Origin of the sequence: Thermogymnomonas acidicola JCM 13583, assembly GCF_001316105.1 — an archaeon.
Classification (GTDB): domain Archaea; phylum Thermoplasmatota; class Thermoplasmata; order Thermoplasmatales; family Thermoplasmataceae; genus Thermogymnomonas; species Thermogymnomonas acidicola.
Genome location: NZ_BBCP01000002.1, coordinates 55,142 through 82,024, shown reverse-complemented (window position 1 = coordinate 82,024; position 26,883 = coordinate 55,142). Strand labels below are relative to the sequence as shown.

26 protein-coding genes and 6 pseudogenes are annotated in these 26,883 nt (G+C 55.5%); 14 read left to right on the top strand and 18 right to left on the bottom strand.

Features of this window, described 5'->3' with window-relative positions; genetic code table 11:
- Positions 1-13: 13 nt before the first annotated feature.
- Positions 14-670 (bottom strand): extracellular solute-binding protein, encoded by a 657-nt coding sequence (locus JCM13583_RS02295; RefSeq protein ID WP_075056547.1) that lies wholly within the window; start codon positions 668-670, stop codon positions 14-16.
- Positions 573-1,283, bottom strand: coding sequence for an extracellular solute-binding protein (locus JCM13583_RS02290; RefSeq protein ID WP_162509240.1), 711 nt, complete (start codon positions 1,281-1,283; stop codon positions 573-575). The genes JCM13583_RS02295 and JCM13583_RS02290 overlap by 98 nt, the downstream gene beginning before the upstream one ends.
- A gap of 887 nt (positions 1,284-2,170) precedes the next feature.
- Here JCM13583_RS02290 and glpK point away from each other — a divergent pair.
- Positions 2,171-3,707 (top strand): annotated as a pseudogene (glpK, locus tag JCM13583_RS02285) (glycerol kinase GlpK).
- Between the two features lie 154 nt (positions 3,708-3,861).
- Here glpK and JCM13583_RS02280 read toward each other — a convergent pair.
- From JCM13583_RS02280 to JCM13583_RS02240, 8 genes are all read right to left on the bottom strand, one after another.
- On the bottom strand, positions 3,862-4,341 hold the full coding sequence (locus tag JCM13583_RS02280) for an FkbM family methyltransferase (RefSeq protein WP_075056545.1): 480 nt from the start codon (positions 4,339-4,341) through the stop codon (positions 3,862-3,864).
- The gene (locus JCM13583_RS02275) at positions 4,272-4,673 is read right to left on the bottom strand and encodes a hypothetical protein (protein WP_075056544.1); all 402 of its coding nucleotides are present in this window, start codon (positions 4,671-4,673) and stop codon (positions 4,272-4,274) included. Before JCM13583_RS02275 ends, JCM13583_RS02280 begins: the two co-directional genes overlap by 70 nt.
- Before the next feature lie 106 nt (positions 4,674-4,779).
- Positions 4,780-5,661, bottom strand: coding sequence for a hypothetical protein (locus JCM13583_RS02270; RefSeq protein ID WP_075056543.1), 882 nt, complete (start codon positions 5,659-5,661; stop codon positions 4,780-4,782).
- 91 nt (positions 5,662-5,752) lie between these two features.
- Entirely contained in the window at positions 5,753-6,232 is a 480-nt protein-coding gene (locus JCM13583_RS02265; protein WP_075056542.1) for a hypothetical protein, read from the bottom strand.
- 86 nt (positions 6,233-6,318) lie between these two features.
- Complete coding sequence (locus JCM13583_RS02260) at positions 6,319-6,648, bottom strand: hypothetical protein (RefSeq protein WP_075056541.1); 330 nt, start codon at positions 6,646-6,648, stop codon at positions 6,319-6,321.
- A 290-nt stretch (positions 6,649-6,938) separates the two neighbouring features.
- Positions 6,939-7,391, bottom strand: coding sequence for a polysaccharide biosynthesis C-terminal domain-containing protein (locus JCM13583_RS02250; RefSeq protein ID WP_075056539.1), 453 nt, complete (start codon positions 7,389-7,391; stop codon positions 6,939-6,941).
- Positions 7,388-7,606: a hypothetical protein gene (locus tag JCM13583_RS02245; protein ID WP_162509239.1), complete on the bottom strand. Its 219-nt coding sequence runs from the start codon at positions 7,604-7,606 to the stop codon at positions 7,388-7,390. The genes JCM13583_RS02250 and JCM13583_RS02245 overlap by 4 nt, the downstream gene beginning before the upstream one ends.
- A complete protein-coding gene (locus JCM13583_RS02240; RefSeq protein WP_075056537.1) occupies positions 7,561-8,415 on the bottom strand; it encodes an oligosaccharide flippase family protein in 855 nt (284 codons plus the stop codon). Before JCM13583_RS02240 ends, JCM13583_RS02245 begins: the two co-directional genes overlap by 46 nt.
- Positions 8,416-8,931: 516 nt before the next feature.
- On the opposite strand from JCM13583_RS02240, the gene JCM13583_RS02235 reads away from it, so the two are divergent.
- The 4 genes from JCM13583_RS02235 to JCM13583_RS02225 all read left to right on the top strand — a co-directional run bounded on the left by JCM13583_RS02235 (position 8,932) and on the right by JCM13583_RS02225 (position 11,058).
- Positions 8,932-9,726, top strand: a complete 795-nt coding sequence (locus tag JCM13583_RS02235) for an AIR synthase (RefSeq protein WP_162509238.1) — start codon at positions 8,932-8,934, stop codon at positions 9,724-9,726.
- A complete protein-coding gene (locus tag JCM13583_RS11850) occupies positions 9,723-9,998 on the top strand; it encodes a hypothetical protein (protein WP_171823363.1) in 276 nt (91 codons plus the stop codon). The genes JCM13583_RS02235 and JCM13583_RS11850 overlap by 4 nt, the downstream gene beginning before the upstream one ends.
- A 92-nt stretch (positions 9,999-10,090) precedes the next feature.
- On the top strand, positions 10,091-10,825 hold the full coding sequence (locus JCM13583_RS02230; RefSeq protein ID WP_075056536.1) for a hypothetical protein: 735 nt from the start codon (positions 10,091-10,093) through the stop codon (positions 10,823-10,825).
- A complete protein-coding gene (locus JCM13583_RS02225) occupies positions 10,813-11,058 on the top strand; it encodes a hypothetical protein (protein WP_162509236.1) in 246 nt (81 codons plus the stop codon). Before JCM13583_RS02230 ends, JCM13583_RS02225 begins: the two co-directional genes overlap by 13 nt.
- Here JCM13583_RS02225 and JCM13583_RS02220 read toward each other — a convergent pair.
- Positions 11,051-11,710 (bottom strand): TenA family protein, encoded by a 660-nt coding sequence (locus tag JCM13583_RS02220; protein ID WP_162509235.1) that lies wholly within the window; start codon positions 11,708-11,710, stop codon positions 11,051-11,053. The genes JCM13583_RS02225 and JCM13583_RS02220 overlap by 8 nt on opposite strands.
- A gap of 210 nt (positions 11,711-11,920) precedes the next feature.
- Here JCM13583_RS02220 and JCM13583_RS02215 point away from each other — a divergent pair.
- The 6 genes and pseudogenes from JCM13583_RS02215 (at position 11,921) to JCM13583_RS02185 (ending at position 17,541) form a co-directional block, all read left to right on the top strand.
- Positions 11,921-13,537 (top strand): annotated as a pseudogene (locus JCM13583_RS02215) (carbohydrate ABC transporter substrate-binding protein).
- 211 nt (positions 13,538-13,748) lie between these two features.
- The gene (locus JCM13583_RS02210) at positions 13,749-14,411 is read left to right on the top strand and encodes a sugar ABC transporter permease (RefSeq protein WP_162509234.1); all 663 of its coding nucleotides are present in this window, start codon (positions 13,749-13,751) and stop codon (positions 14,409-14,411) included.
- Positions 14,401-15,250 (top strand): annotated as a pseudogene (locus JCM13583_RS02205) (carbohydrate ABC transporter permease). Before JCM13583_RS02210 ends, JCM13583_RS02205 begins: the two are co-directional and overlap by 11 nt.
- A gap of 9 nt (positions 15,251-15,259) precedes the next feature.
- Positions 15,260-16,052, top strand: a pseudogene (locus JCM13583_RS11845) (ABC transporter ATP-binding protein).
- Complete coding sequence (locus tag JCM13583_RS02190) at positions 16,031-16,306, top strand: hypothetical protein (protein WP_075056531.1); 276 nt, start codon at positions 16,031-16,033, stop codon at positions 16,304-16,306. The pseudogene JCM13583_RS11845 and the gene JCM13583_RS02190 overlap by 22 nt, the downstream one beginning before the upstream one ends.
- A gap of 590 nt (positions 16,307-16,896) precedes the next feature.
- The gene (locus JCM13583_RS02185; protein WP_075056530.1) at positions 16,897-17,541 is read left to right on the top strand and encodes a helix-turn-helix domain-containing protein; all 645 of its coding nucleotides are present in this window, start codon (positions 16,897-16,899) and stop codon (positions 17,539-17,541) included.
- Here JCM13583_RS02185 and JCM13583_RS02180 read toward each other — a convergent pair.
- Genes JCM13583_RS02180 through JCM13583_RS02170 form a run of 3 tightly spaced genes read right to left on the bottom strand, consistent with a single transcriptional unit; the run spans position 17,538 to position 19,813 of the window.
- Entirely contained in the window at positions 17,538-18,485 is a 948-nt protein-coding gene (locus tag JCM13583_RS02180; protein ID WP_075056529.1) for an MBL fold metallo-hydrolase, read from the bottom strand. The two genes, JCM13583_RS02185 and JCM13583_RS02180, sit on opposite strands and share 4 nt — an antisense overlap.
- Positions 18,478-18,630 (bottom strand): hypothetical protein, encoded by a 153-nt coding sequence (locus JCM13583_RS13615; RefSeq protein WP_171823347.1) that lies wholly within the window; start codon positions 18,628-18,630, stop codon positions 18,478-18,480. Before JCM13583_RS13615 ends, JCM13583_RS02180 begins: the two co-directional genes overlap by 8 nt.
- Entirely contained in the window at positions 18,611-19,813 is a 1,203-nt protein-coding gene (locus JCM13583_RS02170) for an MFS transporter (protein ID WP_075056527.1), read from the bottom strand. Before JCM13583_RS02170 ends, JCM13583_RS13615 begins: the two co-directional genes overlap by 20 nt.
- A 110-nt stretch (positions 19,814-19,923) precedes the next feature.
- Here JCM13583_RS02170 and JCM13583_RS11840 point away from each other — a divergent pair.
- Both JCM13583_RS11840 and thiD read left to right on the top strand, forming a co-directional pair.
- Positions 19,924-20,988 (top strand): annotated as a pseudogene (locus JCM13583_RS11840) (mannonate dehydratase).
- Positions 20,989-21,297: 309 nt separating this feature from the next.
- Positions 21,298-22,106 (top strand): annotated as a pseudogene (gene thiD / locus JCM13583_RS02155) (bifunctional hydroxymethylpyrimidine kinase/phosphomethylpyrimidine kinase).
- Positions 22,107-22,451: 345 nt separating this feature from the next.
- Here the strand turns inward: thiD and JCM13583_RS13610 are convergent.
- The 4 genes from JCM13583_RS13610 to JCM13583_RS02140 form a co-directional block, all read right to left on the bottom strand.
- Positions 22,452-22,592 (bottom strand): hypothetical protein, encoded by a 141-nt coding sequence (locus JCM13583_RS13610; RefSeq protein ID WP_171823362.1) that lies wholly within the window; start codon positions 22,590-22,592, stop codon positions 22,452-22,454.
- Positions 22,593-22,621: 29 nt separating this feature from the next.
- A complete protein-coding gene (locus JCM13583_RS02150) occupies positions 22,622-23,569 on the bottom strand; it encodes a glycosyltransferase (protein ID WP_162509232.1) in 948 nt (315 codons plus the stop codon).
- A 343-nt stretch (positions 23,570-23,912) separates the two neighbouring features.
- Positions 23,913-24,125: a hypothetical protein gene (locus JCM13583_RS13605; protein ID WP_171823346.1), complete on the bottom strand. Its 213-nt coding sequence runs from the start codon at positions 24,123-24,125 to the stop codon at positions 23,913-23,915.
- Positions 24,112-25,182, bottom strand: a complete 1,071-nt coding sequence (locus JCM13583_RS02140; protein WP_075056522.1) for a glycosyltransferase — start codon at positions 25,180-25,182, stop codon at positions 24,112-24,114. Before JCM13583_RS02140 ends, JCM13583_RS13605 begins: the two co-directional genes overlap by 14 nt.
- A 618-nt stretch (positions 25,183-25,800) precedes the next feature.
- On the opposite strand from JCM13583_RS02140, the gene JCM13583_RS02135 reads away from it, so the two are divergent.
- Positions 25,801-26,802 (top strand): glycosyltransferase, encoded by a 1,002-nt coding sequence (locus JCM13583_RS02135; RefSeq protein ID WP_171823361.1) that lies wholly within the window; start codon positions 25,801-25,803, stop codon positions 26,800-26,802.
- Positions 26,803-26,883: the final 81 nt, after the last annotated feature.

Genomic DNA, 26,883 nt, shown 5'->3' with positions numbered 1-26,883 from the left:
GTTGGTGCCGTTGTCATAGAGGTTGCCGACGTATGTTGCGAAGTTGGGGCCAGTAGTAGTTCATATTGACGAAGTTGGGCTGTATCTGGGTGTGCTGCTCCTGGCTTATCCAGCCTGGTGCCAGTGGGTCTATGCTTGTTATCGAGCTGTTGGTGTAGATCTCGTTGGCAACGGACTTCAGCGATGGGAAGTCGCCGGCCTTCACGAAGAGGTTCCACTGGTTGGTTGCGTTCACGGCCATTTCGATGAACTTCAGGGATGCCCATATCTGTGCACTGGATGCTCCGCTGGCCTGGGGGGGTGAGGATATGAAGTAGCCGATTGAGCCCCCCCATATCGGCTCTGGCCAGTCACCGGTCTGGTTGTTGTACGGTATCGCTGTCACTCCGAGGTCATTGCCCAGCGCAGCCATGTACATGCTCTGGTCCCACGGACCATCGATCATGAAGGCGCTCTCGTTGTCCATGAACATGTCCTCCTGTTCTGTCATAGTCGTCAGTCCCGGCGGGCTTATGTGGTACTTGTATGTCAGGTTATAAAGGAACCCTATTGCTGCTATATCCTGGCTGGAGTTAAGCACCGGCATTTCCTGGCTGTTGAATATTGATCCGCCGAAGGCTGGGAAGAACGCGGCACTCCTGTATCCGGAGTCGCTGCCAAGGCCGTACACCAGACCCCCAGACGTGGTAGGTTGCGTTGATCTGCTCAGCCTCCTGCACTAGCTGGTACAGAGTGGTTGGTGGCGTCTTGACGAACTTCTTGTTGTAGTAGAGGCCAACGCCATTGGTGTTTATCGGCAGTCCGTAAACTGCTCCGTTCAGTGTCCAGTCAGCCAGGGTTCCCGCCGTGAAATTCTGGAAGTAGCTGGCCGGTAGGTACTTAGAGAGGTTAAGCACCAGGCCACCTGCGAAGAGAACGCCTGCATTATCGCTGGTATCCCTGTATATATCAGGTGCCTTGCCCGCATGTGCAGCGCTGACGAACGTAGTTGATGCCACACCAACTGCAGGGTCATCCTCAACTGTCACGTTAGGATAGGCTTTTTCGAACGCGGCCACCGTCTGGTTGAAGACTTCCTGCTCGCCTCCCGGAGAACCCGAGCCCCAGATGGTTATGACAACCTTATTGGTGGGCGAGCTCGGATGCCTCGTCAGCTCGATCGCTGCAACAGCTGCCACAACCACAATGATGACGACCACGACTGCTATGATCACGTTCCTGTTGCTCCTTGCTGGAGGGCCGGTAGTCGGGCCCCCCCTTGGGCCACCCTTACTACTGTCCATAGTAGTCAAACAAAAATGATCTATAAATATATTTCTTTGGATACACGACTGGCAATCTAACCCGGTCTATCTGGCGGTACATCCATATCAGGCGATACATATATACAGCTTCTCACAGGCAGGTTGCTCCGCTTATTTCAGGTGAGGTGAATCATACCAGGCACACTAAACTCACTGGCATGCAAGAGTGTTAGGCAGTGAGTACCTCCACCATTTAACACTAAGTTACGGTCTATCTTCAGCGAATATGAAAACGTTTCCACAGGCGGACTATCTATACCACGTCGTTAAGCGGCTTTCGTTATCTCGAGCCCAACAGTTTGAATCCGGTGGCTTTATGGTCTTCGACTTGATGGGTTGAAGTGCTTGCAGGATGAACATTTCATCACTGTGGCCTTGCTTTCCTTCCCATGTGGCATTACCGTCAGTGCAGGTGTTCGATTCAGTTTAAATGAGAGCAAATGGATACTAAACGGGTTCAGGGCGAGGATCTTCTACAGTAATTGACTCTGCCTGTCAGGTCGATACCGCCTGCCTGGCATGGCCTGTACCGTCTCCAGTGGGCCAGGGAAACCTGCGAGGCCGGCGAATGTAAGGCAGACAAGGGTTTCCGTTTGCGGTTGAAGGCATTGGGAACAGTTCTGAAGCATTCATCTGACAGATGTCGCCATTTCAACGTCTCGGAGAAGTTGCCCAGCCCTGCAAGTGCAAGCTAGGATGGGCACCATCCCAAAGGAACCGGCTCCGTGACATTGCACCCTGCCGTTTGGCGCTGTTAGCCAATGCCTGACCTGTCATGGCAGCAAGGTGGACTGGGGACAGAGAACCTTAAAAATTAGACACGGTGGAGCGAGGCACTTAAAAGCAGGGGCCCATTACTTCTGACGATGTGTGGTTCTGAGGATGGTTATGTTCTGACACTGGACGCCGGGACAACAAGTGTGAGGGCAATAGTGTGGGACCATGAGGGGAACCCACGCGGTTCAGGCCAGTACGGTGTCACCCAGTTTTACCCTTATCCCGGTGGATGGAGCAGGACCCCCCCGAAGAGATATGGCACCTTCAGTGGAGGGCCGCGGAAGACGCCATCTCATCGGCCGGCATTGAGAAGGGGGGGAGACTTGTGGGGGGGATAGGCATAACGAACCAGAGGGAGACTTCGGTTCTCTGGGATGCCAGGACCGGAAGACCTGTGTACAGTGCGATTGTGTGGCAGGACAGGAGGACTTCATCATACACCGACATGCTCAAGGAAAACCCCGGGGGGGAACTGAGGGAAAGGACGGGCCTGATACCCGACCCCTACTTCAGTGCCCCGAAGGTCAGGTGGGTGCTGGACAATGTGCCAAGGGCAAGGGATCTCGCTTTGCTGGGGGGGGATCTCAGGTTCGGCACAATCGATTCTTGGCTACTTTGGAAACTTACAGGCGGAAGGGTGCACTGCACCGACCATACCAACGCATCCAGGACAATGCTCTTCAATGTGAACAGGCTCCAATGGGATCATGACCTCCTGGAGGTGTTCGGAATCCCCCCCGGGAGCATCCTCCCAGAGGTCAGACCATCCTCATTCACCTACGGCTATACCGACGAATCCGTTACGGGCGTGAGCATACCGGTGACTGGCATGATCGGTGACCAGCAGGCTTCACTCTTTGGCCACACCGCACTCTCGCCTGGACAGGTCAAGAACACATACGGCACAGGCTCCTTCGTCCTGGTGAACACAGGGAACCGGCCTGTGGTTTCCAGGGAGCTGGTTACAACTGTGGCCTACAGCCTTGAAGATCACCGGGCTATATACGCCCTGGAAGGCAGCATTTTCGTCTCCGGAGCCATCGTGGAGTGGTTGATAGATGGCCTTGGCCTGTTCAAGGGGGGGGTGGGCGAGCTCGTGTCACAGGCGGAAGTTGTGGCTGATAACGGCGGCGTCTACACAGTGCCCGCAATGGCCGGGTTGGGTGCACCGTACTGGGACCCCCCCATGCCAGGGGGGGTCTGATCATCGGTCTAACACGGGGGGGCACCACGAGGGCACACATTGCCAGGAGCGCACTGGAATCAATTGCCTACCAGACTGAGGACGTGCTGAGGGCCCTGTCCTCAAGCATTCGATCGCGACCTTCCGAACTGAGGGTGGACGGTGGCGCATCGGGAAACGATTTCCTGATGCAGCTCCAGGCCGATATCTCCAGTGTGGAGGTTGTGAGGCCCGGAATCCTCGAAACTACGTCCCGTGGGGCAGCATTCATCGCGGGCATTGCGGCCGGCATATGGCACCTGGATGAACTGCCTAGACTTTACCGTGTTGAGAGGAGGTTTCAGCCCCCCCGTATGGACAGGTCTAAGAGGGAAGATCTCTACAGGGGATGGAAGGAGGCAGTCAGGAGGTCAATGGGCTGGTCTGGTTATGGCAGGCCGTGATCTGGCAGTGATGTCCAGCCCGCCATCACCTGGGCACGGGTTAGTTTGACCTTGAAAGATACCATCGGGATATTTGACGGACCTCACAGGGGGGGCTGGTAGAGCCACAGTATGCCAGGGGACGGGCCTTTGATCAGCTCAACGGGACAGCTGTTCAGCTTCCCGGCAAGAAGTACAGGTTCATGACCTCCCCCCCCATCACCCTGTTCATGACCTTCCTACCCTTTATGGGCTTCCTGTAACCCATGCCCGTGAGGAACTCCGTTACGCTCTTCCTCAGTGAGAGGCTGTGCGTCTCCACTATGAGCCTAGGCATGTTCGCCTCGATCGTTGAACATGCGCCGCGCAGGACGTGCATCTCATAGCCCTCAACATCCACCTTCATGATGTCGGGCCTCAACCTTTGGCTGTCTAGGGTCACCATCTTTACCCTCTCCTCCAGCGGGCCACCGAACGCGCTCGCCATCAGGCCATCGTGCCCTATTGTAATGTACCCTTCTCCATCACCCACCGCAGCGTTCACGGCCTCAACGTTCGCCGCGCTGTTCAGTTCAAGGTTCTTCCTCAGTACCTGAAGTTCCCTGACAGCGGCTCGAAAGCTATTACCCTGCTGCAGCCATAGTACCTGGAACACAGGAGCGAGTAATCGCCGAACTGTGCGCCAACGTCCACTACGGTGTCACCCTTGCCTGGAATGAACTCGCCTATGCTATCGTATATGTTGTCAAGGAATATTTCCGTGAGGCTCCATGGCGGAGTGTCGTCAGAGAACCTTATCCCGTAATTCTTCTCCACATAGGCGGAGAGGCCGGAAAGGAACCTGGCATACCTGGACTTCCTGTAGTCCCTGTCCATGGCTTCCCTTATGATGTCTTTGATGCCTGCACTGACAATGCCGGTCCTCCTGTAGTACTGGAACGACCTGGCCTTGAACCTCAGCGCATTGGATATGCCGTAACCGTCCACGTGACACCATCCGGCTGTTCGGATAAAAGGGTTTACTGCACATCCCCGTATCGATTGCTGTGTATGTGGCACTACCTGTGCCTGTGCCTCCCTATCAGCGGGTGCATCAGGAGCCCGCACTTTCTGCATGGCACCATGAAGAGCCTGTCGAAGGCAAGTATGGAGGCGAGGACGATCGCTGGAATGATAGCGTAAAGGGGGGGATCCAGTGACCTCCCCCCTGCACCCGGACAGTCAGGACAAGCGGAGACCCTGCAACGGTGATGTTTTCCCACACTTCCCTGGTCGCGTGGCCGTCCGACAGAACGATCTCAAGGTTATAGGAGCCGTTCGCAAGGTATAAGGTGCCGTTGGAGACCGGGACCGGGCTGCCGCTGGCGTAAACCCCAATAAGGTGCCACCTTGCCGGCACAGTGGTTATCCAAACAGGGTACTCGTATGGGATAAGCGGGATATCAATGGTGGTGTTTGAGGAGAGGGTGAGAGAGATAGAGTATGTATGGTACCCGGGCGCTGAAACGCTCACGTTGATCTGGCCCTGCGGCTCTTCCAGTTCTGCCTCGCTGCTGTATTCCCTCACGCTCTCACCGTTTACTGTTAGGAGCCATGCGTAACCACCCTGTACGTCAACCTTCAGTGTCAGTGTGTAGAGGATCCTGGAGAAGTTGACCGAAGCCAGCACCTCAGGCGCATTGATATCAACATTGAGATCCTCCGGGGGGGACGCCCTGAAGCCGCCTGGTGCCGTCACCTGCACACTGTAGTTTCCGTAGGGGGGGAGGTTGAGTCTAACCATATCGCTGGTTGTCGTGCATGTCATGTTTCCCACAGAGACAGACCACGCATCTCCGCCCGGAAGGCCATACTCCACCAGGGTCAATCTGCCCCCCCTCTCACATGTGGGGCCGAGGGTTATCGAGGTGACCTGTGCGTTGAACGTGATGCCGGGTGGCATGCTGAATATGCTCTCGCCACCACCGGTCCTCACGGAGTAAGTGACGTTAACGCTCCCACTTCCGTTCAGGTATGAGGAGAGGAGGTACCCACTTACGGTATGGGAGCAGTCGCATGCCTGTTCACTAACGTTCAGGAATACTCCCAGCCAGGGGGGGCAAGGGGGGGGGCACAGGAACTGCGCTCAGATTGGCAAGCACGTCCGAGGCGTTCTCCCCCCCTGCGGGCACGTTCTCGAACTCAATGGGCTGGTACACCCAGATGCTGCTGTTGCTGTCAGTTACCAGCGAGCCGGAAAGGCCCATCCCGTTCAGCGGGCCTGCCAGCACGAGCGTGGAGTTTCTCACGTACAGGAAGTGGCTCTCAGGATCCGGTATGCCCTTCTGAATGTATGTGCCGTTCAGGTAGAGTGTGGAGTTCGTAATCGATACACTGCTGGAACTGAAGTAGTAGTTGTCCAGCCAGGGCTCAGTGTATTCCACATCGTCGGAAACAAGCGTGACAGTTAGGTTCCATATGGTGAGGTTGTTCCCGCTGGTGTCTACCATCCTCCCTTTGAGGCCTTTGCTCACCATGCCGGTAGCGTTCATCGGGCCGGTCTTCACGAAGTAGCTGACCGTGGCCTTATCGTTGAAAGCAGGTGTGGACGGCGGCTCAATGGACAGCAGGGTGGTGTTGCCTGATACGATCTCTATCCTATCTCCTGTGGCGTTGCCCCCCCAACTGTGGCATTGAGGTAAATCCCTGTAATCGGTGCTCCCAGGGGCCCTGAACGCTCAGGTGAAAGCGGGAACGAAGAGTTCGTGCTGAAGGGGACGTAGTAGTCAGAGGCGTTCAGTACGTCGAAGTAACTGGCTGCAGTGCCCGTAGGTGCCCCCAGGTTTGATCGGAAGACGTGCAATTCAGACCCGTTCACCTCATATACTGACCCATTGGGGGGGATGGATGAACCGGAAATCGTGGCCCTGGCCCTGTCTGCCAGCAGCTTCACGGGCACCTGGAACTCCGAGTCGTTTATCAAAAGGCTCCCGTAATCCCGTATCGTCAGTGAGGTTCCATTGCTGGCAGGAATGAATTCGTCTCCATTTATGGAAATTGTGCTACCATTTTCAACGGTTATCCGTGCCCCCACTTTCCACGATGACCTCCGAGTGTTCGAGCGAGTAGTTCCCTCTCACCGTCATGTTGGTCAGGTAGAATATATTACCGTTCTCGGCGGAATGTGTTCTTCTCTCTCCCACCATGGCGTGGACGCTGTTCGGGATCAGTACTGATGTGACTAATATAATTAATACAATGAATAGAATGTACTTATGACGCATGTACCGGGATTCGGTACAAATTCAAAAAAATTAACACATGAAAGGATATCACTGGGCCCTGAAGCCGCTCACGAGCAGCATCAGGATCCTCCTGACAGCGCCGCTCCTTCGGGAACTGCACGTAGAGCACGGAAGCGTCTTCGGGGGGGCTCATGGCCCTCATGAGCCTGAACAGGATGACGTATATTGCCGCGCCCAGGAGTATGTACAGGGGGGGCAGCATGTCCACCCTTGAGCCAGTATGCATTTCGACTCCAAGGACTGCGAGGGCCATCAGGATCGAGGATGCCCAGATCTTCAGTGTCGACTTCCACTCGAGCCTGAACATCCTCGTCCTCCTGGTGAAGTAATAGAGCACAAAGAATGTGACGGCATAAACGGAGGAGAACCCTGTGGCTGCGCCCACCATGCCGAACCTCGGTATGAGGAATATGGATATCATGAGGTTGGAGAGCAGGAACCCACGCTGGAGTACAGGAAGACCCTGGTCTTCCTGATGGCCGCGATGATCTGTGTCATCACGTTAGTTGAGACGAACAGTGCACCGACAACCATTATTATTGTCAGGGCGTCTGCACCCTGGTCATATGCCCTGCCTGCCAGGAGCGTCATTATGGGGGGGTTCGACAGCACAGCGACGCCCAGCGCTGCAGGCACGTATGCACCGTTATGACCTTGGTGGCCAGTAGCGACCTTTCCCTGACGTTCTCCAGGTTCCCCTCGCCGTAGAACTCTGAGAACTTCGGCAGGAGGATGTTGTTGAGGGGGGGCGATACCAGGAAGCCCATGGACGTCGCGACCAGGAGGGTGAAGTTGTAGATGCCCAGGGCAGAGAGAGACATGAGGCCCGCCACGATGAACCTGTCCGCATAGGTGGCACCGTAGGATATCACAGACGAGAAGAGCACCGGCACGGAGTATTGGAATATGAGCGATGGAGTGAGGCGGCTCACAGGATAAGACACATCAGAACTCCTCAGGAACTTTATCAGGATCCTCAGGTAGACCAGCACACCTGTAAATATCCCTACACCCCAGCCCGCCACTATGTCTGTGAGGCTGTGGCCCAGCAGGGCAAGGACGAAGGCTATTATGTAGTAAGCGCTCCATATGACCATGTTCATTATGCCGGAGGTCCTGAAGAGCTGGAGGCCCAGGGAAGCACCGTTCAGGATGCCGAAGAGTATGTTGCCCACCAGCACAACGCTCAGCAGCCTTATGAGTTCCGTGTAGTAGGCGGTGTGCATGAACAGCACCGAGAGGTATGGAGCCAGCGCAACCATGGATGCCAGGCCTGCGAAGGAGAGCAGGAAGCCCAGTGTCAGTATTCTGGTGATCGAGTGCTTGGCCGACGCCATGTCACCCCCCCTGCCCAGGTGATATGAGGTGAAGTGCTGTACCGCGGTACCAAGGCCGAAGGAGAAGAGGAGGTTGAACAGCCCGACTATTGCAACGAAAACTGCCACGGCACCTACCTGGCTGTGGAGAAAAAGCGCACCAGCACGATATAGAACACAGTACCGGAGAAGAGCTGAACCCCGGAGCCCGTGTACTGGAAGAGTGCATCTATGCCCAGAGTGCCTGTGTGGTGTGGCAAATGTTCGGAGATCTGAATCATATTTAAGAGGCTTTTGCCCATGCTTGGTATCCGAGACATTGCATGTTGCTGTACGCTTTCACGTATGGCATATGCCAGGCCGTTCGGTTTCAACTCCATACCATGGCGTTCGTCTGAGGTAAAAGTCCCACCTCAGGCCGGACAGTTTCTAGCCTCACCTTTGAAGGTCCCGGTATAATTGCTCTTAACTTGACCCATTGGGATCTGAAGCCCTTAGAGATATGGTTCTTGGTATGTCAGAGAATAGGATCAGGCCAATTCGGGGGGGATACATCTGTTATACATTGCTGCAACTACCATTACGAGGTTTCATCCAGCCCCCCCGGTCTCCCTACAGGTTTATACACCGTGGGGATACACCTGTATGCACGAACCGGGAAAGATCGACCTTGAGTTCTTCGAGAGGGTGATAGCACCGAGACTCGGTGCGAGGAGGGACGATGTGATTGTGCCGCCGAAGAACGGTGTGGACTGTGGCATTGTCCAGGTGGGCGACAGGGTGATGGCCTTGACCACGGACCCCCCCTTTTACATAGTGCCGCAGTACGGCTGGGACAAGGCGGCCTGGTTCGCCTTCCATATAATCGCTTCAGACCTGTGCACCTCAGGCCTCAAGCCGGACTTTATGACCATAGACCTGAACCTCCCGCTGGACATAGAGGACGAGGCCATAGAGAAGATAATGGAGACGGTGAGCAGGGAGGCGAAGAAGCTGGACTGCGCCATCGTCACGGGCCACACTGCAAGGTATTCCGGGGGGGTGAACTACCCCATGGTGGGCGGGGCCACCATGATCGGTGTTGGCGAAAAGGACAGGTTCGTGACGCCTGAAATGGCAAGGCCTGGGGGGGATAGGGTCATAATGACAAAGACCGCTGCCCTGGAGGCTGCAGTCATCCTCTCCCACACGTTCCCGGAATACATAGGGGCGAACCTCAGCGAGTACGATGTGAAGATGCTTCAGAAGCTCTTCTTCAAGATGAGCACCGTGATCGAGAGCATGGAGGCCTCAAAGTTCGGTCTCAGGGAGCACGGTGTGACAGCGATGCACGACGCCACCGAAGGAGGTGTCCTGGGCGCTCTTTTCGAACTCGCTGAGGCCTCGGGCGTGGGCCTTGATATCGAGGGGGGGACGCAATACCTGTCTACGAGGAGGTGAAGGACGTGTGCGACCTCTTCGAGATCAACCCTTACATATCGATAAGCGAGGGCACCCTGATCCTGACGGCGAAGGAGGAGTTCGCAGAGGATCTCGTCGAGATACTGAGGGGGCAACTTCATCGACGCAACATAATAGGCAAGGTCACGGAGAGGTCTGAGGGGGGGAAGAGGATAAGGTTCGGGCAGGATGTAAAGGAGATAAAGCACCCCGGCAGAGACCCGTTCTGGAAGGCAATGGACTACGGGATGTCCAAGGGGGGGCTGAGGTGATGGGCCCTGCACGAGCCAGGCAAGATAGGTGCGGAGTTCTTCGTTTCCCACATCCTGAATAACCTGGGGGGGCAGACAGGAACGATGTCGTTGTGCCGCCTTCACCCGGCGTGGACTGCGGCATCTTCTCCATAGGTGGAAGGTACTTTGCAGTAACGACTGACCCATTCCCTGTGCACCTGGAACTCGGGATGGAGAGGGCCATATGGCTGGCAGTCCACATAACAGCATCGGACCTGTGCACCACCGGGCTCAGGCCGGCCTGGGCAGCCATATCTCTCGCACTCCCGCCTGATTTCCACGAGAATACGATCGGGGCCATATGGGAGAGGGCAAGCGAGGAGTGCGCCGCACTCGGGTGCTCCATCGTGGCAAGGAAGGTGTTAAGGGCTCCAAGGAGCAGCCAGCCGATGTCCGGTAGCATAACGATGCTCGGCTCCGGTGAGACCTATGTCACGACCAGGTCTGCAAGGCCAGGTGATGTTATCCTCATGACCAAGAGCGCGGGCCTGGAGGCTGCCATAGTCCTGGCCCTGTCGTTCAGGGAGAAGGTAGAGAAAGCCTTCGGTTCTGACGTGTTTAGGGCCATAGACTCCCGCTTCATGGAGATGTCCACAGTCAGGGACAGTGAGGTCTGCATGTCTGCAGGCACAGGCAGCGAGGGCGTCACATCAATGCATGATGCCACAGAGGGCGGTGTCCTGGGGGCACTGTTCGAGATATCAGAGGCATCAGGGAACGGCATTGAGGTGTATGGGGGGGAGAGCATTAACGTCTACGAAGAGGTGGGGGGCAGGTCTGCTCCCTCTTCGGCATTGACCCACTGAGGTCAATAAGTGAGGGCACCCTTATCATCACAGCAAGGCCGCAGGCCGTGGATGGCCTCATTGATAGCATGAGGAGGGCTGGCATACACGTTAGCGAAATAGGAAGGATACTCGAAAAAAGTGAGGGCAAATGGATGGTCAGGTCGGGGGGGAGGAGGGAGAGACTCGTTCACCCGGGCCGCGACCCTTACTGGGCAGCGTTTGACGCAGCCAGAAAGTCGGGTGTCAGATGAGGCCGTTGATACCGAATGGGTATGTCTCCATCCTGTAGGAGGTGTCCCAGAACTTGTACTCGAACATGGAGGCCTTCCTGTAGATCTTCATGGCCCTCTCCTCGTCTATGCCGCTGGTGCTGTCTATTACTCCCTCGAGCTCTTCCACGCTCTTCTCAAACTGCTCCGAGTGCCCGTACTTCTCTATCCACTCAGAATACTCGCTCTCCCTCATCCCTTTATAGAGCACCCGGCCGACGTCCCTGTATATCACGTAGCAGGGCGCTACCGCGATCAAGAGGTCCCTGAAGTCTCTCCTCTCCCTGAAATACACGAGGAAGTTCACGTACGCCTCTGACCATGGGGGGGAAAGGGCGAAGTCTTCCAGGCGCCTGCCGAACCTCCTGAAGTAGTCCTCGTGCATCATTTTCTCGGTCTTTATGGCATCTGTCGCATGCCTTGCGAACATCTCCTCCACTTCCTGGTTGCCCGAACACACGCCCGTGATCAGGAGGGTCCTGGAGTACTCCTGCAGGTAGTAGTGGTCCTGCCTCAGGTAGAAGAGGAACTTCTCCCTGTCCAGCGATCCGTTCTGCAGCTCCACAAGGAAAGGGTGCCTGACTATCTCTCCGAAGATGTCTTCCACTCCCTTTCTCAGCCTTTCAGACAGCATCAGGATGAGTAATAATGATGACTAATTAGTCTTGTGTCCGGGGGGGACTGTTTAGAGGACAAAAGGGGGGGAGGCTGGGCAGTGTGCATATTATTATACCTTTTACCTGACATGTCCGGATATCCTTTCTTATCCAGTATTTCAAATCAAAGACTTCCGATGTGGTAGATTCTGGAGCAACCTAGAAGTCCGCCTAAGAGGAACAACCGCATGATAGCAATCATTGCTGCCATTGTGGTTGTTATTGTGGTGGTTGCTGTTGTAGTGGTGGTTGTGGAAGAGAAGAGGCCCACAACGACTACTTCGAAGGACGTGGAGTTCTACACTTGGTGGGCCACGGAGGGCAAGGTCGCTCTTGACAAGCTGGCACCTGCATTCCACAATGCAACGGGATACACCCTTCAGCCCTACGTGTCACCGGGTGCAGGTGGTTCTAATGCAATTTACGCGATCCTGTCCCTCATAGAGGCAGGAAAGCCGCCTGCAACGTTCCAGGTGCACTTTGGCCCCCCCGCGATGCTCAGCTATGTTGAGGCTGCGCCCAACGGCATCAACTCGTTCGTCAACATGGGCCCGGTTGCGGAGCAGATGAACCTCACCAATAACTCGTTACCGGAGGTCATAGAGGCTGGGGAGTTCAATGGCCACCTGCTGTCCCTCCCGGTTGACCTGCACCAGGGGGGGGCCCAGCTCTACTTCAACCCGCAGCTGCTGAAGAAGTACAACGTGCCAATACCCACGAACCTTAGCACGCTCATCAGCGACACGAAGACCCTTGAGAGCGATGGTGTCACACCCTGGATAATTCCTGGCGGTGACGGGGGGGGCTGGGACCAGTTGAACGTCTGGGAGGACATCTTCCTGGCACTGGCGGGCAATAAGATGTATGATGAGTTCATGTACGGGACGCTTAACATGTCAAACCCCCCACAGTGGCCAACACAATAAATGAGACAAGTGACATATACTCGCTCTTCCAGAACGACAGCTATTCGGGAGAGCAGAGCATGACATGGACACAGGCCATCAGTGAAGTTACTTCTGGCCAGGTGGCGTTCCAGGTCAACGGGAACTGGTACACGAACTACGCTTACGACTTCCTCAACGTGACGAACTACCCTGCGGTGGCCCCATACACATCCTGGACGAACATATCTCTGATGTCCGAGGACTTCCCCCAACACATCGCAGTACTTCGTGATGGTAACCGACTCGGTGGCAGTGCCTACGGGTTCAACACAGACTGCAGGTCTGATATTTGCCAAGTACTTTGCCTCCTGGGCCGGCCAGATGGTCTTCACCAAGTGGAAAGCAGTTACGTTCTATGACAACGTGACCACGGACTACTTCAACACTCCAGCTCAGTGGTACAGCTACCAGCTTGCAAAGAGCACACCAGGCAATGACTGGGTATACCAGCTGTCTGACGGAGGCCTCTTCGCAGGGCCCCCCCTGGCATCAGCAGAGTCCGCAATGGCATCCTTCAGCGAGTCGTTCACACCCTCATCATCCTCATCAACATTCCAGGGAGCGGTCTCTGTCCTGGATGCATCCCTGAAGCAGGTACTATCCAGCGAGGAGCAGCAGTGGATGTCTGCCAATTCCCTTGGCCTGGGGGGGTACATGGGATCTCCCGGGCACCCCCCCTTCGGTGGTTACCTGCCTCCGTGGGCCAACACATCAGCCAACGCAACTGTCACGGCCCATGCCACCAGTGACTACCATACAAACAGCAGAAACGCTGACAACGTCCAGTATGTCTACATGTCACCTTTCGGCCTCAGCTTCCTGGAGAACATGGTGACGCTGGCAGTACCAAAGGCATGATCCGGATGTCCAGGCGAACAACAATACTATTTTCTTTACCTGCACTTGCGTTCGGTGTAATACTCCTCTATTTCATTTTCTGGAACCTCTACTACTCATTCCTGGATTATTCCCTCCTTCACCCCCCCCACCCGTCATTCGTGGGCCTTCTGACATACGCGCAGATATTCAGGATAGCGTCCTTCACATCGTCACTGGCGAGGTCGCTCATATGGAGCGCTGCCTCGTGGCCGGAGGCAACCTCCTGGGCATACTGCTCGGCGCCTTCATCTTCTTCGTTGGAAATGGCCGGGCGAGGACTTTCTTCACCTCAGTCTTCGTCTATCCCCCCCTTGCAATATCCAGCGCTGCAGTGGCGGTCATATGGACATGGCTCTTCAACATACACACAGGCATAAACGTGATCCTGGCCGCCCTGCACCTCCCAACCGGGACGTGGCTGGACAGCAGGGCTACCATGCTCCCCAGCCTCATTCTGGTCTCACTCTGGGAGTACTCCGGCCTCTCTGCGCTCTTCTACCTTGCGTCTTTCCAGAACATAAACAGGAACATACTGGAATCGGCCAGGCTCGACGCCGCAGGCCCCCCCCTGAGGGTGACGTTCAGGATACTGCTCCCGAACGCAAAGAACGGCTTTATAGTTTCCACCGCGCTCCTCTTCCTCTTCGCCTTCAGGATATTCTCCCTCGCCTACGTGTCCGTGGGCCTCAACCCAGCCATCGAGACTGCGGTGCTGAGGATGTATTACTTCTACACCACCGAGTTCTTCTCTTATTCCGCGGCGTCCGGAGTTATAATCGTTGTAATTGCGGCCGTTGTGGTCATACCTTACGCCCTATACGGCCTCAAGAGGTGGATGGCAAATGCCTCGTAGCAAACCGATCATAATGGCAAGGCGCGTGGTCAAGTACGTGATACTGAGCTTCCTAGCTGTGGTCTGGCTTATACCCGTGTATGCCCTGGTCATAGACGGGCTGAAGACGAACATAGGCGTCCTCTCAACACCTGTGCTGAAACCCGCTTCGTTCAGCATCCTGCCGATGAAGGTGGTACTGAGCGCGCTGTCAACGCCCATAGTGAACAGCATCCTCTACGTCATACCCGTGGCACTTATATCCACGTTCCTGGGTGCACTGGCCGCCTATTACTTCTACAAGGTGACTTCGTTCATAAACAACGTGATATTCACCATAATTGCAATAGCGACCTTCGTGCCGTACCAGATAACGCTGGTGCCCCCCCTGATCAGGTTGACCGTTGCAATGAACATATTCGACAGCACTGCCGGCCTCATATTCGCTTTCCTCATCTTCTACCTCCCCCCCACAGGTGCGCTCCTCATGTCGATATTCCTGGCCGTGCTGCCCAGAACGACGCTGGAATCTGCAAGGATAGACGGGGGCCAGTGACTTCCGCATCTTCAGCAGGATCGTCCTGCCACTGACCATGCCTGGCCTCATCAGCACGTTCATATTCGTCCTGATCGAGAGCTGGAACAACTTCTTCATACCTCTAGTCCTGATATCGAGCCCGTCCAAGAGAACGGCTTCGGTTGCACTGCTCAGCTTCACGGGTGGTTACGGAACTCTGTACAACGAGAGCTTCGCTGCAGCTTTCCTGGCATCGCTGATACCCCCCCTGGTAATCTTTATATTCCTTGGTAGGTACTTCATAAGGGGGCTCCTGGCTTTCGGATCGGGCGCTAAGGGATAGGTGTTGCGGATGGTAAGGATAAGGCTTGAGCACATAGACAAGGTATTCGGCAAGAAGGGCCGCGAGTTCAAGGCCCTGGATGACATATCTTTCGAGATAGAGGACAACTCGTTCTTCGGCATACTTGGTGCCAGCGGCGCCGGCAAGACGACGATAATGAGGATCATCGCGGGTCTGGAGACGCCGACGCGTGGCGCCATATACTTCAACGACCAGGTGGCTGCCAGTGACGGGAAGGACATAATACCTGTGGAGGACAGGAACGTCGGTATGGTGTTCCAGAACTGGGCGCTCTACCCCCCACATGACAAATTACGAGAACATAGCCTTCCCCCTGAAGTCAAAACACTGGTCCCCGGAGGACATACACAGGAGGATAACGGAGCTAGCAAGGGTCCTCGAGATATCGGAGACCCTCGAAAAGAGGCCGGGTGAGATAAGCGGGGGGGGCCAGCAGCAGAGGGTTGCCCTGGCCAGGGCACTGGCAAAGAACCCCTCGCTCCTGCTCCTGGACGAGCCATTCAGCAACCTGGACGCCAACAGGAGGGACGACGCCAGGAGCCTTGTCAGGAGGGTGCAGGAGGAGTACGGGATCACAGCGGTGATCGTGTCCCACGACCCATCGGACATCTTCTCCCTCGCAAGGAAAGTCGCCGTTATCCATTCCGGCCGCCTGATACAGATCGATACACCAGGCGAGATATATGACAGGCCCAGGAACGTAAGGGTCGCTGGCAGCCTTGGGGGGGAGATAAACCTACTGAGGGGGGGTCTACATCATTGGACGGCGAGAGGCTCGTGATAAGGGTGGCCGATGCCAGGATACCCGTCCCCGTGGCGGCTTCGGACGAGACCTGGGACAGGGAGGTCACAGTTGGCATCAGGCCCGAGGACCTGGCCACAGAGAACGACGTTACGAACCTGGGCGGGAGCAGTGAGATGGTGAAGTTCGGGACCTTCGAGGTGGACGCCTCCAACTACGTCCACGGCAGCTTCGTTGTGTCTATGAAAGTGGGGGGGAGGAGAGGCTTAACGTCCTGTCCAGGCTGCCGGTAAGCCCTGGTTCGAGGCTGACGGTTTACGTGAACGCATCGAAGATAAAGCTCTTCGATGCGCAGAGCGGCGACCTTATACCTTTCAGGGTAGCGGAGACCGCCCAGGCGTGATGGCGAACCGATGGAATCTTCGCGCCTGAATTAGACTCTTTTTTGCACTGAAGTTTGCCTTGATAGATCAGTTGCTGGAAATGTAGCCTGTACTTCCCAGCTGGCGTTAACATATTGCTCCCATCGATTCATTTCCAGGGGGCGCTGAGTTCTCATGTGCTTTCAGGATGGCGAGGCAATGCCGTCCACGGTTCCTCGACTGTGCCCTAGATCTCCCTGGAGTCTGGCACGGCAAAGCTATCTTGCATGAGTGCGCTTACCAGGGGGCGTCTTCACATACGCCTTGGAAAAACATGCACCTCTCATGTCCTGGAAGGATGCCCGCACCTGTTATTAGGTAACCGCTGTTGTCCTCACCTGCAATGCAATGGAGTGCAGCACGGGTGCGTGAATGTTCAGGATTGTTCGTAAGGGGGGGAGTTTTCCTAAATCTTACCGCTAGATGCAAATTGTTATAAATATAATTTCAATGGTATGCATATGGCGATTGAGAGCCTGAGGCTGGTACTCAGGCACGAGGGTGACTGGACCCAGGGCACAGAATCTTTTCCTGACCTTTCAATCCACTCCCTCGGATACGTCCTGAACATGAATGGTAAGAATGTTGAGTATATGCAGTTCTCTGACAGGAAGGGAAACCTTAAGGATATTGCAAAGTCCTGCAAAGGGGGGGATGTGCGCATACAGGTGGTGCGCAAGACCAGCGGCGGGGGGGCAGGCGAGATGATACTGGTCGGTGATTACAGGGAATCTCTCCGCCGTGTGATGAATGAGTTGGGGGTAATTGCACTTGGCCTGACGGTGAGGTCTGGCGTTGAGATTTATCTTGCTGCATTTGACAGTACCTCTGTCTCGAGGAGGGAGGTAATAGATGCCCTAACTGACTTCTGCGATATCGTGGAAATTTCCAGGGTGGTTGAGAGACGCCCTCTATGTCTAACGGAAGATGAGGAGAGGGTACTGAAGATTGCCATCAACAACGGGTTCTTCGACACGCCAAGGAAGATAACGCTAACCGAGATCAGTCAAATCACCAGGGCATCCAAATCCACCGTTAACTACAGGCTCAAAAGTGCAATCAGGAAGGTCATTGGCGAGAGGGATCGTCTTATGGGTGATTACTAGGGAATTCTGTAAAGTGAAATGCCTCCTTCCGATCTCCTCAAAACGATTCCACAGTAGTGTGAAACCGCTGCCTCCGCGGTTATGAGGCACTGCGGATACAACTTCCCTATTGAGAACTTCCGTAGGAGGTATGCTGCCAGAGTGCCGATGGACTGCCAGTCTTCGCTGAGAGCATCGTAAGCGTAATCCAGTATTCGCCTGGCAGTATCGTAGGAGGCTGCTAGGAAACGATCGATCGCAGATCCTTCAATGACCCTTGAAGAAGCAGGACTGTAGTTGTGTCCGGGGGGGACCATTACCTCATTCTTGAGGGACATGACCTTGCGCAGGGTCTGGAAGTACTCCTGGAAGGAAGAGATCTGCGGAATGCTGTCAGTGTATGCACTCCCCTTTATGCCGGAACCCTGTATGGCATCTGATGTGAACAGTATATCTCTGTACCTGAATACTTGCATTCCTGCGACGTGCCCGGGCGCATCAATGACCTCTATTGGCTCCCCCCCGTCATCTCTCTTTACTGGTTTGAAGTATGCACCTGTGGAGGACTGTCTCAGGATTTCCTCCGCGAATCTTTCAGCCTGTTGCTTCTCCAGAAAAACCCTGTGCCTCCATGGAAAGAAACTCTCCAGCGCGGTTTCAGGTGTCTGGAGCAGGGCAATTGTTGCCTGGCTCGCAAATATTTCTGACCCCCCCAACGAAGAGAAGAACCCCCCCGCACCGCCGTCGTGGTCATAGTGGGAGTGTGAAACGTACACCCTTTTTGGCACTCCTGCCACATCATGGATCTGCTGGGCCATGTCAGCCGTACCACAGTCCAGCATGCTTTTCCCGTCACCATCGGGCGATATGACCAGTATGTTCAGGTCAACATCACCCAGGCTGCCCATCAGCAGACCCACATTGCTGTCTATTTCCCTGTGCGCGATCCCGGGCGTTTCATTCACCCCCGGCCGCTCCGAACTTCTCAAGGAAGTCCAGATCCTTTCCCTTGAGCTCGATGGCAGTGGATGCCATGAAGGCCACGTATATTGCGAACGCAACTCCCGAGACGATGAAGACAAGGTACCACTCATTCAGGGCGATCCACACACCTCCAAGGTAGGCCGCCAGGGAATAGAAACCCCCCCCGTAAGTGAGTGCCCAGAGGAAACCCTCCCCCCCAGAATGCCTTATCCTCGTGGGATACACCTGGGGCATGTAAGCAGGGGGCGAACCCCCCCCATATTGTCTGCACCCCCCCGTAGCCAACAAGGAAGAGTATGACAAAGTCAAGTGCATACGATATGTCCACCGGCACCCTCCAGAATACCACCATCATGACCACTGCAATGGAGGTGAAGAGCACAGCCCTCCTGGTACCGAAGTGGTCCATGTACCAGCCCTCTGTCATGTTGGCCGCAAAGTGTCCCAGGACAAAGCCAACGAAGACGAGGAAGTATACGAGGGAGGGTAGTGGAGTCCTGTCAATGCCTCCTATTTCGTACCAGTCGGCATAGTAGTAATCATGAAAGGCGGTCCCAAAGAACGCAGCTGCAAGCCCCCCCACGAAAGAAAGGGCGGTTATCTTCCCGTATGGCGACTTGAATATCTCCCTCACCCCCTGGGACACTGTGGCGCCTGCGGCCTTGCCCTCTAGCTTGAATGCCTTGATGTGCGACCATGCGGGGCTCTCCCTCAGTGCGAACCTCAGGGCATAGAAACCCGTTCCTATGATGCCGTTTGCAATGAAGCCCCCCCACCTCCACCCTAGGCTCGTTGGTGCCGCGAAGGTTGAGGAAAACAGGTCAGCAAAGAAATACCCGACCGCAACACCTCCTTGGGAGATTGATATGAACCAGCTCCTGCGGTAGCTCGGTATCTGCTCGGCCAGGAGCACCCATCCCCCCCCGGTCATCTCGGCACCGCTGAAGATGCCTGCCCCCCCGAGCCTTGTAGCCACGAACATGGGGGGGAAGTTCACTGAAAGGCCACTGAGAACTGTGAACACCAGAACGCCAAGTAGCGTAATCAGGAATGTCAGTTTGCGGCCCCCCCACGATGTGTCATTGATCCTTCCGAAGATGAAGCCACCAAGGCCATCACCGACTCCGAATGCCAGCCCTATGAAACCGAACAGAGCGGTGGATATGTGGAAGGCCTTTGTGATCTGGCCTAGAAGGAAGCCATTCAGTGTTATGTCGGTCGCTGAAACAGCCCAGCCCAGAAAGACTGCTATGAGCACTACTATATCGTACCTGTCGATCTTATCCGCCTCAGCACCTTTGTTCTGCATCAGCTGTCCTAACTCTCAGCCAGTTAAAGATATTTAATTGAATACGTGAGGACAAAGTATCTGTATATGTATAAAGAATGCTTAAATCTCCAGCATTCGGTTCACATCTTATGGGCCACAGGTTCAGGATCGCGGAGATCGTGACAGACACAGGTGATATCAGGGCCCTGAGACTGCTCAAGCAGGTCGGTGTGGACGAGGCGGTGGGCGTCCTGCCAAGGGGGTTCTCTGATTGGAGGATGCACAGGTCTGACGATCCATGGAGCTACGGGTCCCTGGCTTCACTGAAGAGGTACCTGTCCGAGTTCGGCCTCAAACTCGTTGCCATAGAGGATAACCCGCCCATGGACAGGATACGGTACGGCATTGAGGGCAGGGAAGAGGAACTCGAGAATGTCCTCAGGATGATAGAGAACATGGGTAAACTCGGGATCAGTGTCTGGTGCTACAACTGGATGGCTGGCACCGGGTGGGTGAGGAGCAGGACAAGCGTGACCACAAGGGGCGGTGCACTCACCACGGCCTTTCACCTGGAGGACATGGAGGACTACCCCCCCACCGTCTCTTGGAAAGGTGGGCAGTGAAAGGCTCTGGGAAACGCTGGAGTGGTTCCTCGACCGTGTGGTGCCAGTTGCAGAGGAAGCTGGAGTGAACCTGGCAATGCACCCGGACGACCCGCCCATACCTTCGCTGAGGGGAGTGGCACGCATAATGAACTCTGTAGATGCCTTCAGGAAACTCCTCAGGATCAACGGCAGCCCCAGGAACGGCATCACACTCTGCCAGGGCAACTTCACCCTCATGACAGATGACCTGCCGTCCGTCATAAGGGAGCTCGTTCCGAGTGGAAGGGTGTTCTTCGTGCACTTCCGGGACGTCAGGGGGGGATCGGCGGCTGATTTCGAGGAGACATTCATAGACCAGGGCAGGACGGATATGGCAGAGTGCATGAGGGCTTACTTCGATACAGGCTTCTCCGGGATAATGAGGACGGACCACACCCCCCCACCCTTTACGGTGATAGTGCGAGCGTCCCGGGCTACTCTATACTTGGCAGGCTGCACGCAATCGGCTACATCCAGGGCCTCATTGCTGCCACTAAGAGTTCAAGCCGACCGGGTTCACTGGACGCAGCTGGCGAAGACGAAAGCATGGCAGGAAATAAACAGGTGTAGGCCGGATCGACGTGCTGTTTCACGTGACGGAAAATTCCCTGAATACACGGTGTCGCAAGAAAGAGTTGCTGTTACCGCACAGACCAGATGTCCAAGGACACAGGGAGTATGGGGGAGTGTTAGCAAGAGGCGCCAGTGTGCTGGGCACCGGTCACCTGGATGGAATGCCGGGCCAGATGTCAAGGTACAGCGGGAGCCCGTTGATCAGCACTGGGGGAGCACACCTTTTGGCACTTCCTCCGTACATGCTACCCTCTGCATTCTGACGGACCGGAGGAATTTAACGTATTCTCTCCATAAGGGTGTGCAATGAGCGTACCCAGGTGTCTCACCGTCGCCGGATCGGACAGCGGTGGAGGAGCGGGCATACAGGCGGACCTGAAGACTTTCACTGCTTTCAGGGCCTTCGGGATGTCTGTGATCGTTGCTCTCACGGCGCAGAACAGCTGCAGGGTCGTATCTATACACCCAGTGCCGGTGAAGTTCATAGAGGACCAGATGGATGCCGTCCTGACAGACATAGGTACAGACGCTGCGAAGACAGGCATGCTCTTCTCCTCCGAGATAATATGGAGCGTCGCAGGGAAGTTCAGGGAATACGGCGTGAGGAACATAGTCGTCGATCCTGTTATGGTCTCGAAATCAGGGGGGGCCAGGCTACTGCAGGAATCCGCGGTGAACTCCCTGAAGAGCAACCTCCTTCCTCAGTGCACCCTCGTAACACCCAATGTGCCGGAGGCAGAGGTGATATCGGGCATCAGGATAAACGGGGGGGAGGAGGACATGGTGAGGGCTGGGAGAAGATAAGGGATGAGTTCGGGTGCAGCGTCCTGATGAAGGGAGGGCACACGAACCTGCAAGAAGTCCCGGACATCCTCGTTGCATCGAAGGTATCGAGGTTCACGGGCACCAGGATCGAGACGAGGAACACCCACGGCACCGGCGATACTCTGTCATCGGCCATCTGCGCATGCCTCGCCATGGGAAAGTCCCTTGAACAATCTGTGAGGATAGCAAAGTCGTACCTCCAGAAGGCCATAGAGGCGTCCTTCCCCATGGGCCAATGCTTCGGCTCCCTGGGCCACTTCTGGAACTGCTCCCTAGGTAACGGTCTCTGACTTCAGCTGGCCTGAAGGAGGACTCTGCACCCACCGGCCAGTGGACGGTTTTACACAAACCGCTTGCGGAGCTCGAGACGGTATCTGTAATGTAGGAACACTGCTCGCCATATCGATGGCTATCCCGGAACGGTGGGCCAACAGTCTCCGAATTTCTCTACCCACAGCGTGGAACATGGTCCGCTGGCCAGAACCCAGCCGATGGGGGGGCCAGGTGGTGCAGTGTGTCCGCAGGATTTTGCGGGAAACGAGTGGCCTGTGAAGAGTGTGAAGCAACGTGAAGCCATCAACGGCGGGCCAGCAGCACCATGCCACATGCTCGCATTGCGTCACTGGGTTGCAGTTCTAATGCCTGGTAGATATCTCGTTCAGTATGGAAACGACACTGGCAGAGCCCTCGACCTGTTTCAACGTCTCATATGCCCTGAGCGCAGCCCCCCCGCTCATCCTCTCCTGAAGATCCGGGTCTGAAAGTATAGCCTTCACCGCCTCACCAAACTGGTCAGCCTCCGCTACTATCGAGAAATTCTCAATGCCGTATTCCCTGAACCCCCTCGCGCCAGTGGCGTTGTTATCACAGGCAGGCCATGGGCAATGTAGTCGAGGACCTTCAGGTTCCTACCCGCCCCCGTCAGGATGGGGGGGTTGAGGCCGGCGGCACAGCCGGACATTATCCTGTCCTTCTCGGCGCTGTCCACCATGCCGTGGGCTATGAGGTTGCTCCCCCCCCTGTACCTCACCTCACTGCACACACTGCCTATGACGTGGAACCTGGCGTCTGGCATTTCCCTGGCCAGTGCCTCAACGATGCGGAGGGCCTCGATGTTCGGCTGGTACACAGAACCTATGAACACCAGGTCCCTTGACCCCTTTCCCGCCCACGGGTGGCCGGAGAGGTCCTCAAGGTGTGGCACGTACCTCACCTTGCTGCTGTTCACCCCCCCGTAGTAGGCCCTGAATTCATCGACCTCCTCCCTGCTGAAGACAAGTATGACATCGGCGTTCCTCGAGATCTCTCCCTCGATCTCCCTCACCCTGTCATGGTATACGTTCCCCCCCTTCCTCAGGTTAGCCTCGAGGTTGTGCGCATCATAGACAACTGTCTTCCCCCCCTCCAGCTCCTCCCTGAACAGCCGGTACTGCCATGGGCCCTCAAAGACCACCACGTCAGAGTCCCGGATGAGAGATTTCACCCTCCCAATGTATCTCCTGTTGACATACCTCCCATCGGATATGAGTATCTCCATTGACCTGTTACCACGTGCCACAGCAACCCCCCCCATCAGGAGGAGAGATGGAAACTGTTCAGCGTAGCCGGAGACCTGGTGCCTCCACACTGTGCCGCCGACGGAGACCAGTCTGCGTTCCTGTCCCCCCCTCAGTAGAGAGTGGCAGCGCATGGCGTAGGCGCTGGAATACTCAGGTATAATCCTGCCGTGAGCTATCTGGAGAAACCTCAACACCTTGGCATTGCTGCACTGAAAAATTTTTCGTGCCGAATTGAGCGCAGGTCTTCATGCAAGTGGTGCCGGTAGCCGGAGGCGGTGCGTACCGCGCCTGCGTATTTGTGAATGCCTCATTTCCTTGATCTGGGTAGCCGTCGCAGTGTGACCTGAAAAACCAGGGCTGCCAGGGTCTGGGCCTCAACCTCTTCTGTGGAAGGCCAGTGGAGCTGTGTCACAGGGGGGGAGGGAGATGCTGGCTAGGAACACAGGTGAAAGTAGCGAAGGGAGGGGGGACAGAGAGATAAGATGCCCTGACACCCAGGGCGGTCACGGTGATCCTGGGCGTGGAACGGATGATATCTCACACTACCGGGCTAGGGTCGTAGCCGTCCGGGATCTCATCGCCGCCGAGCACCCTGCCGTAGATGTCCATGAGGCCCGATAAGTGCCTCTCGGGTGTGAAGTTCCTGAGGATGCGTTCCCTCCCCCCCATGGCCATCATGCCGGTCACGCTGTTGCCCTCATTTCTCAGGATCGCCTCAAGCCTCTCCGCCATGCTTTCAGGGGAACCCACCGGTACGGTGAAGCCCGTTACACCATCCTCGATGAGTTCCGGTATGCCACCGATCCTTGTGCCCACGGTCGGTATGCCCCCCCTCAGCATCGATTCCTGGGCCGAGAAAGGGAGGTTCTCCCAGAGTCTGGAAGGCACGACGTTGCAGAATATGGAATCGTAGAATTCTTCTTTCTCTCGCCCCCCCTGACCTCGCCGAGGAACTCGACCTGGCTGTCCAGCCCCCCCAGCCTCTGTGCGAGTTCCCTGAGGTCGCCCTCATACGGCCCTGTACCGGCGATGAGGAGCTTGAACCCTCATGCCTCTTGGAAAATATTTTGAACGCCTTGATCAGGTCGTCCACGCCCTTGTACTTATCGAGCCTGCCTATGTAACCTACGCCGTTTCGCGACAGGATCTCCCCCCCGTACCTGGGCTCCTCGGAAACGAGCTTCGGATCAAAGTGTGAGAACGATAAGAGGTGTACGGTGGGCCTGAAGTTGAACCTTGAGAAGTACCGCATCACCGCGTAGCTGGGGCATATGAAGGCCCTGATTGAGGATTCTGACAGTTCCCTGAAGGCCCTGGAGAGGATCAGTTCATATGGGAGGTGGCTGTGTATCCTGCAGCCTGTGAAGGCGCACCTCACCGATGCGCCGCCTTCGCATATCACGTTCCCTGGCTTCACGAGCGTCGACAGGGGACAGACCGCGAGGGCATCGTGGGCTGTGAACACGACCGGCTCCTCCACAGACCTTAGGAACCTCACGACGCTAGCGAACCCGATCCTGAGGTGGTGCAGGTGGATCAGGTCGGGCCTGAAGGTACGGTACTCCGAGAGGAGGGCCTCGTAGACCTCATCGGAAGGGATCACATCGTTGATTGCTCTAGTCAGAGGGGAAGGTGGGGGGGAGACTATCTCAATCTCGTTTACACTTTTTTCCCGCCTCACCCCCGTTGTGAGAGTTATAGTCCTTGTCTCATGCCCGTATTTTGAGAGTATCCTGTCAACACCCTCGATGTAGGCCTCCACGCCGCCCGGAGGCCCAGCCACGGAGTTCAGCCTCAGGATCTTCACATGTTCAATAGGGGGGGGAACAATTCTAAAACATTGCCATAGCACTGAACTTGGCCGGGGGGGATGCAGGTGAACCACGGGCAATTCCCTAGAGATATGATGTGCCTTTGCTACCAAGATACACGGATTGCGGTTAATGTGAATGAATTGTTAGTTGAAGGAATATCGCCTCCTTTCCGCGATCCTCTCACTCTAAGGCTGTGGGTTTAATGTTTCACTCTGGTACCAGCGATCAAGATGTTTCAATGACCGGTCGCCGAAGACAGGTGAATGTTAACTCTCTAAGTGTGTGGCATACCGGTTCTCAACTAGAAATTGCACACAGAGAATGGTCACAAGTGAGAGCAAATGCGCTGATGCTCCTGAAACATATCTGAGCATGCGTTCCAAGTACCGGAAAGGGCCCAAACAAAGGCCAGCCTAACAGGTGTGTGGAGAACATAGGTGTTAGGCACCAAACCGCTGGGATCTGCTTAAACGGTCTCTAGGATCTCCCTAGAATCCAGAGATGTTGTTGAGCAAAATCATTAAATCAGGAACTGCGGTGGGTGAATGGAAGGTGTGTGTGCTGTTCCGCTGAAGAAATGGAGATATGTTTCCGGACGGGAGGATGATAAGGTGGTGCTCAGCCAGGATGGCATGGGTGAAGCAGGGCAACAGGGTGTTGAGATCAGCGTGATAGTCATAGCATACACGAGGAGGAAGTTCATCGAACCGTGCCTCCTGAGTGTCCTGAACCAGGATTTCGACAGGGACAGGTTCGAGATAATACTGGTAAAGAACTTCATAGACCCACAGTTCGATGCGGAATTCTCAAAGAAGGGCGTGATCATAATAAATTCCACAGAGAGGGGGGGTATATACAGGAAGGTCTATGAGGGGGGGGTGCAGAGGGCCAGGGGGGGAGAGGTGATATGTTTCCTCGAGGATGATGATGAGTTTCTGCCCGAGAAGCTGAAGCTGGTGCACCAGGAATTCCTGGATGCGGAACTCTGCTACCTCCATAACAACCTGGTACCAGTGGATGAGAACGGAAACAGGGTTGCCTTCACAGAAATAACCAGGGCGTTCAACAACTCATCTATCTCGGTCAGGAAGAAGTGCATAAACTGGGAACTGTTCAGACAGATCGACATTGCGACTTCAATGGATATACTCCTTTACCTGAGTGCCCTGGATTCCGGTGGAAGGATCCGGGAGATAGATAAGCCACTCACTCTCTACAGGGTTCACGCTATGAGCGATTCCAATTCCAAGATTTACGCGGATTTTGACTCATACTGTAGGAATGAGATCGGTAAGAACAGGGAGTCCGTGGCGTTATATGAAAAGGTGCTCCCGAGTTTCAGGGACAGGAGGGTGCGGGAAGCAATAGTGAGCAGGATACAGGGTGCCAAATTCAAGCTCAGGCTCTACGGTGAACCCGTGGACGTGGGACTGCCAGAGATGTTCTATACCATCCTGGTCCCAATTGATCCGCTTGGGGGGGAGAGTTTACGTCTCAGGCTCTTCAGGATAAAGTATTCACTGGCCTCCATGATGCCTAAGCCCGTAAGGCAGTTTGCGGTCAGGAAGATGTACCGGGATCTGCAGAAGCTCGTGAGGATCAAGTCCACCTGACTACTGCGAGGATTCATGGTCGATAAAGGCAATTGCTAGTTCGGCTCCAGTGCAACGACTTCTGCCAACGTGAGACACCGG

Excerpts from the sequence above, each read along its gene's own strand:
- JCM13583_RS02220 (WP_162509235.1), bottom strand. The coding sequence starts at position 11,710 with ATGCTGTCTGAAAGGCTGAGAAAGGGAGTGGAAGACATCTTCGGAGAG.
- JCM13583_RS02290 (WP_162509240.1), bottom strand. The coding sequence starts at position 1,283 with ATGGACAGTAGTAAGGGTGGCCCAAGGGGGGGCCCGACTACCGGCCCT.
- JCM13583_RS02170 (WP_075056527.1), bottom strand. The coding sequence starts at position 19,813 with ATGCAGAACAAAGGTGCTGAGGCGGATAAGATCGACAGGTACGATATA.
- JCM13583_RS02185 (WP_075056530.1), top strand. The coding sequence starts at position 16,897 with ATGGCGATTGAGAGCCTGAGGCTGGTACTCAGGCACGAGGGTGACTGG.
- JCM13583_RS02235 (WP_162509238.1), top strand. The coding sequence starts at position 8,932 with ATGCACGAACCGGGAAAGATCGACCTTGAGTTCTTCGAGAGGGTGATA.
- JCM13583_RS02210 (WP_162509234.1), top strand. The coding sequence starts at position 13,749 with ATGGAGCGCTGCCTCGTGGCCGGAGGCAACCTCCTGGGCATACTGCTC.
- JCM13583_RS02250 (WP_075056539.1), bottom strand. The coding sequence starts at position 7,391 with ATGATATCCATATTCCTCATACCGAGGTTCGGCATGGTGGGCGCAGCC.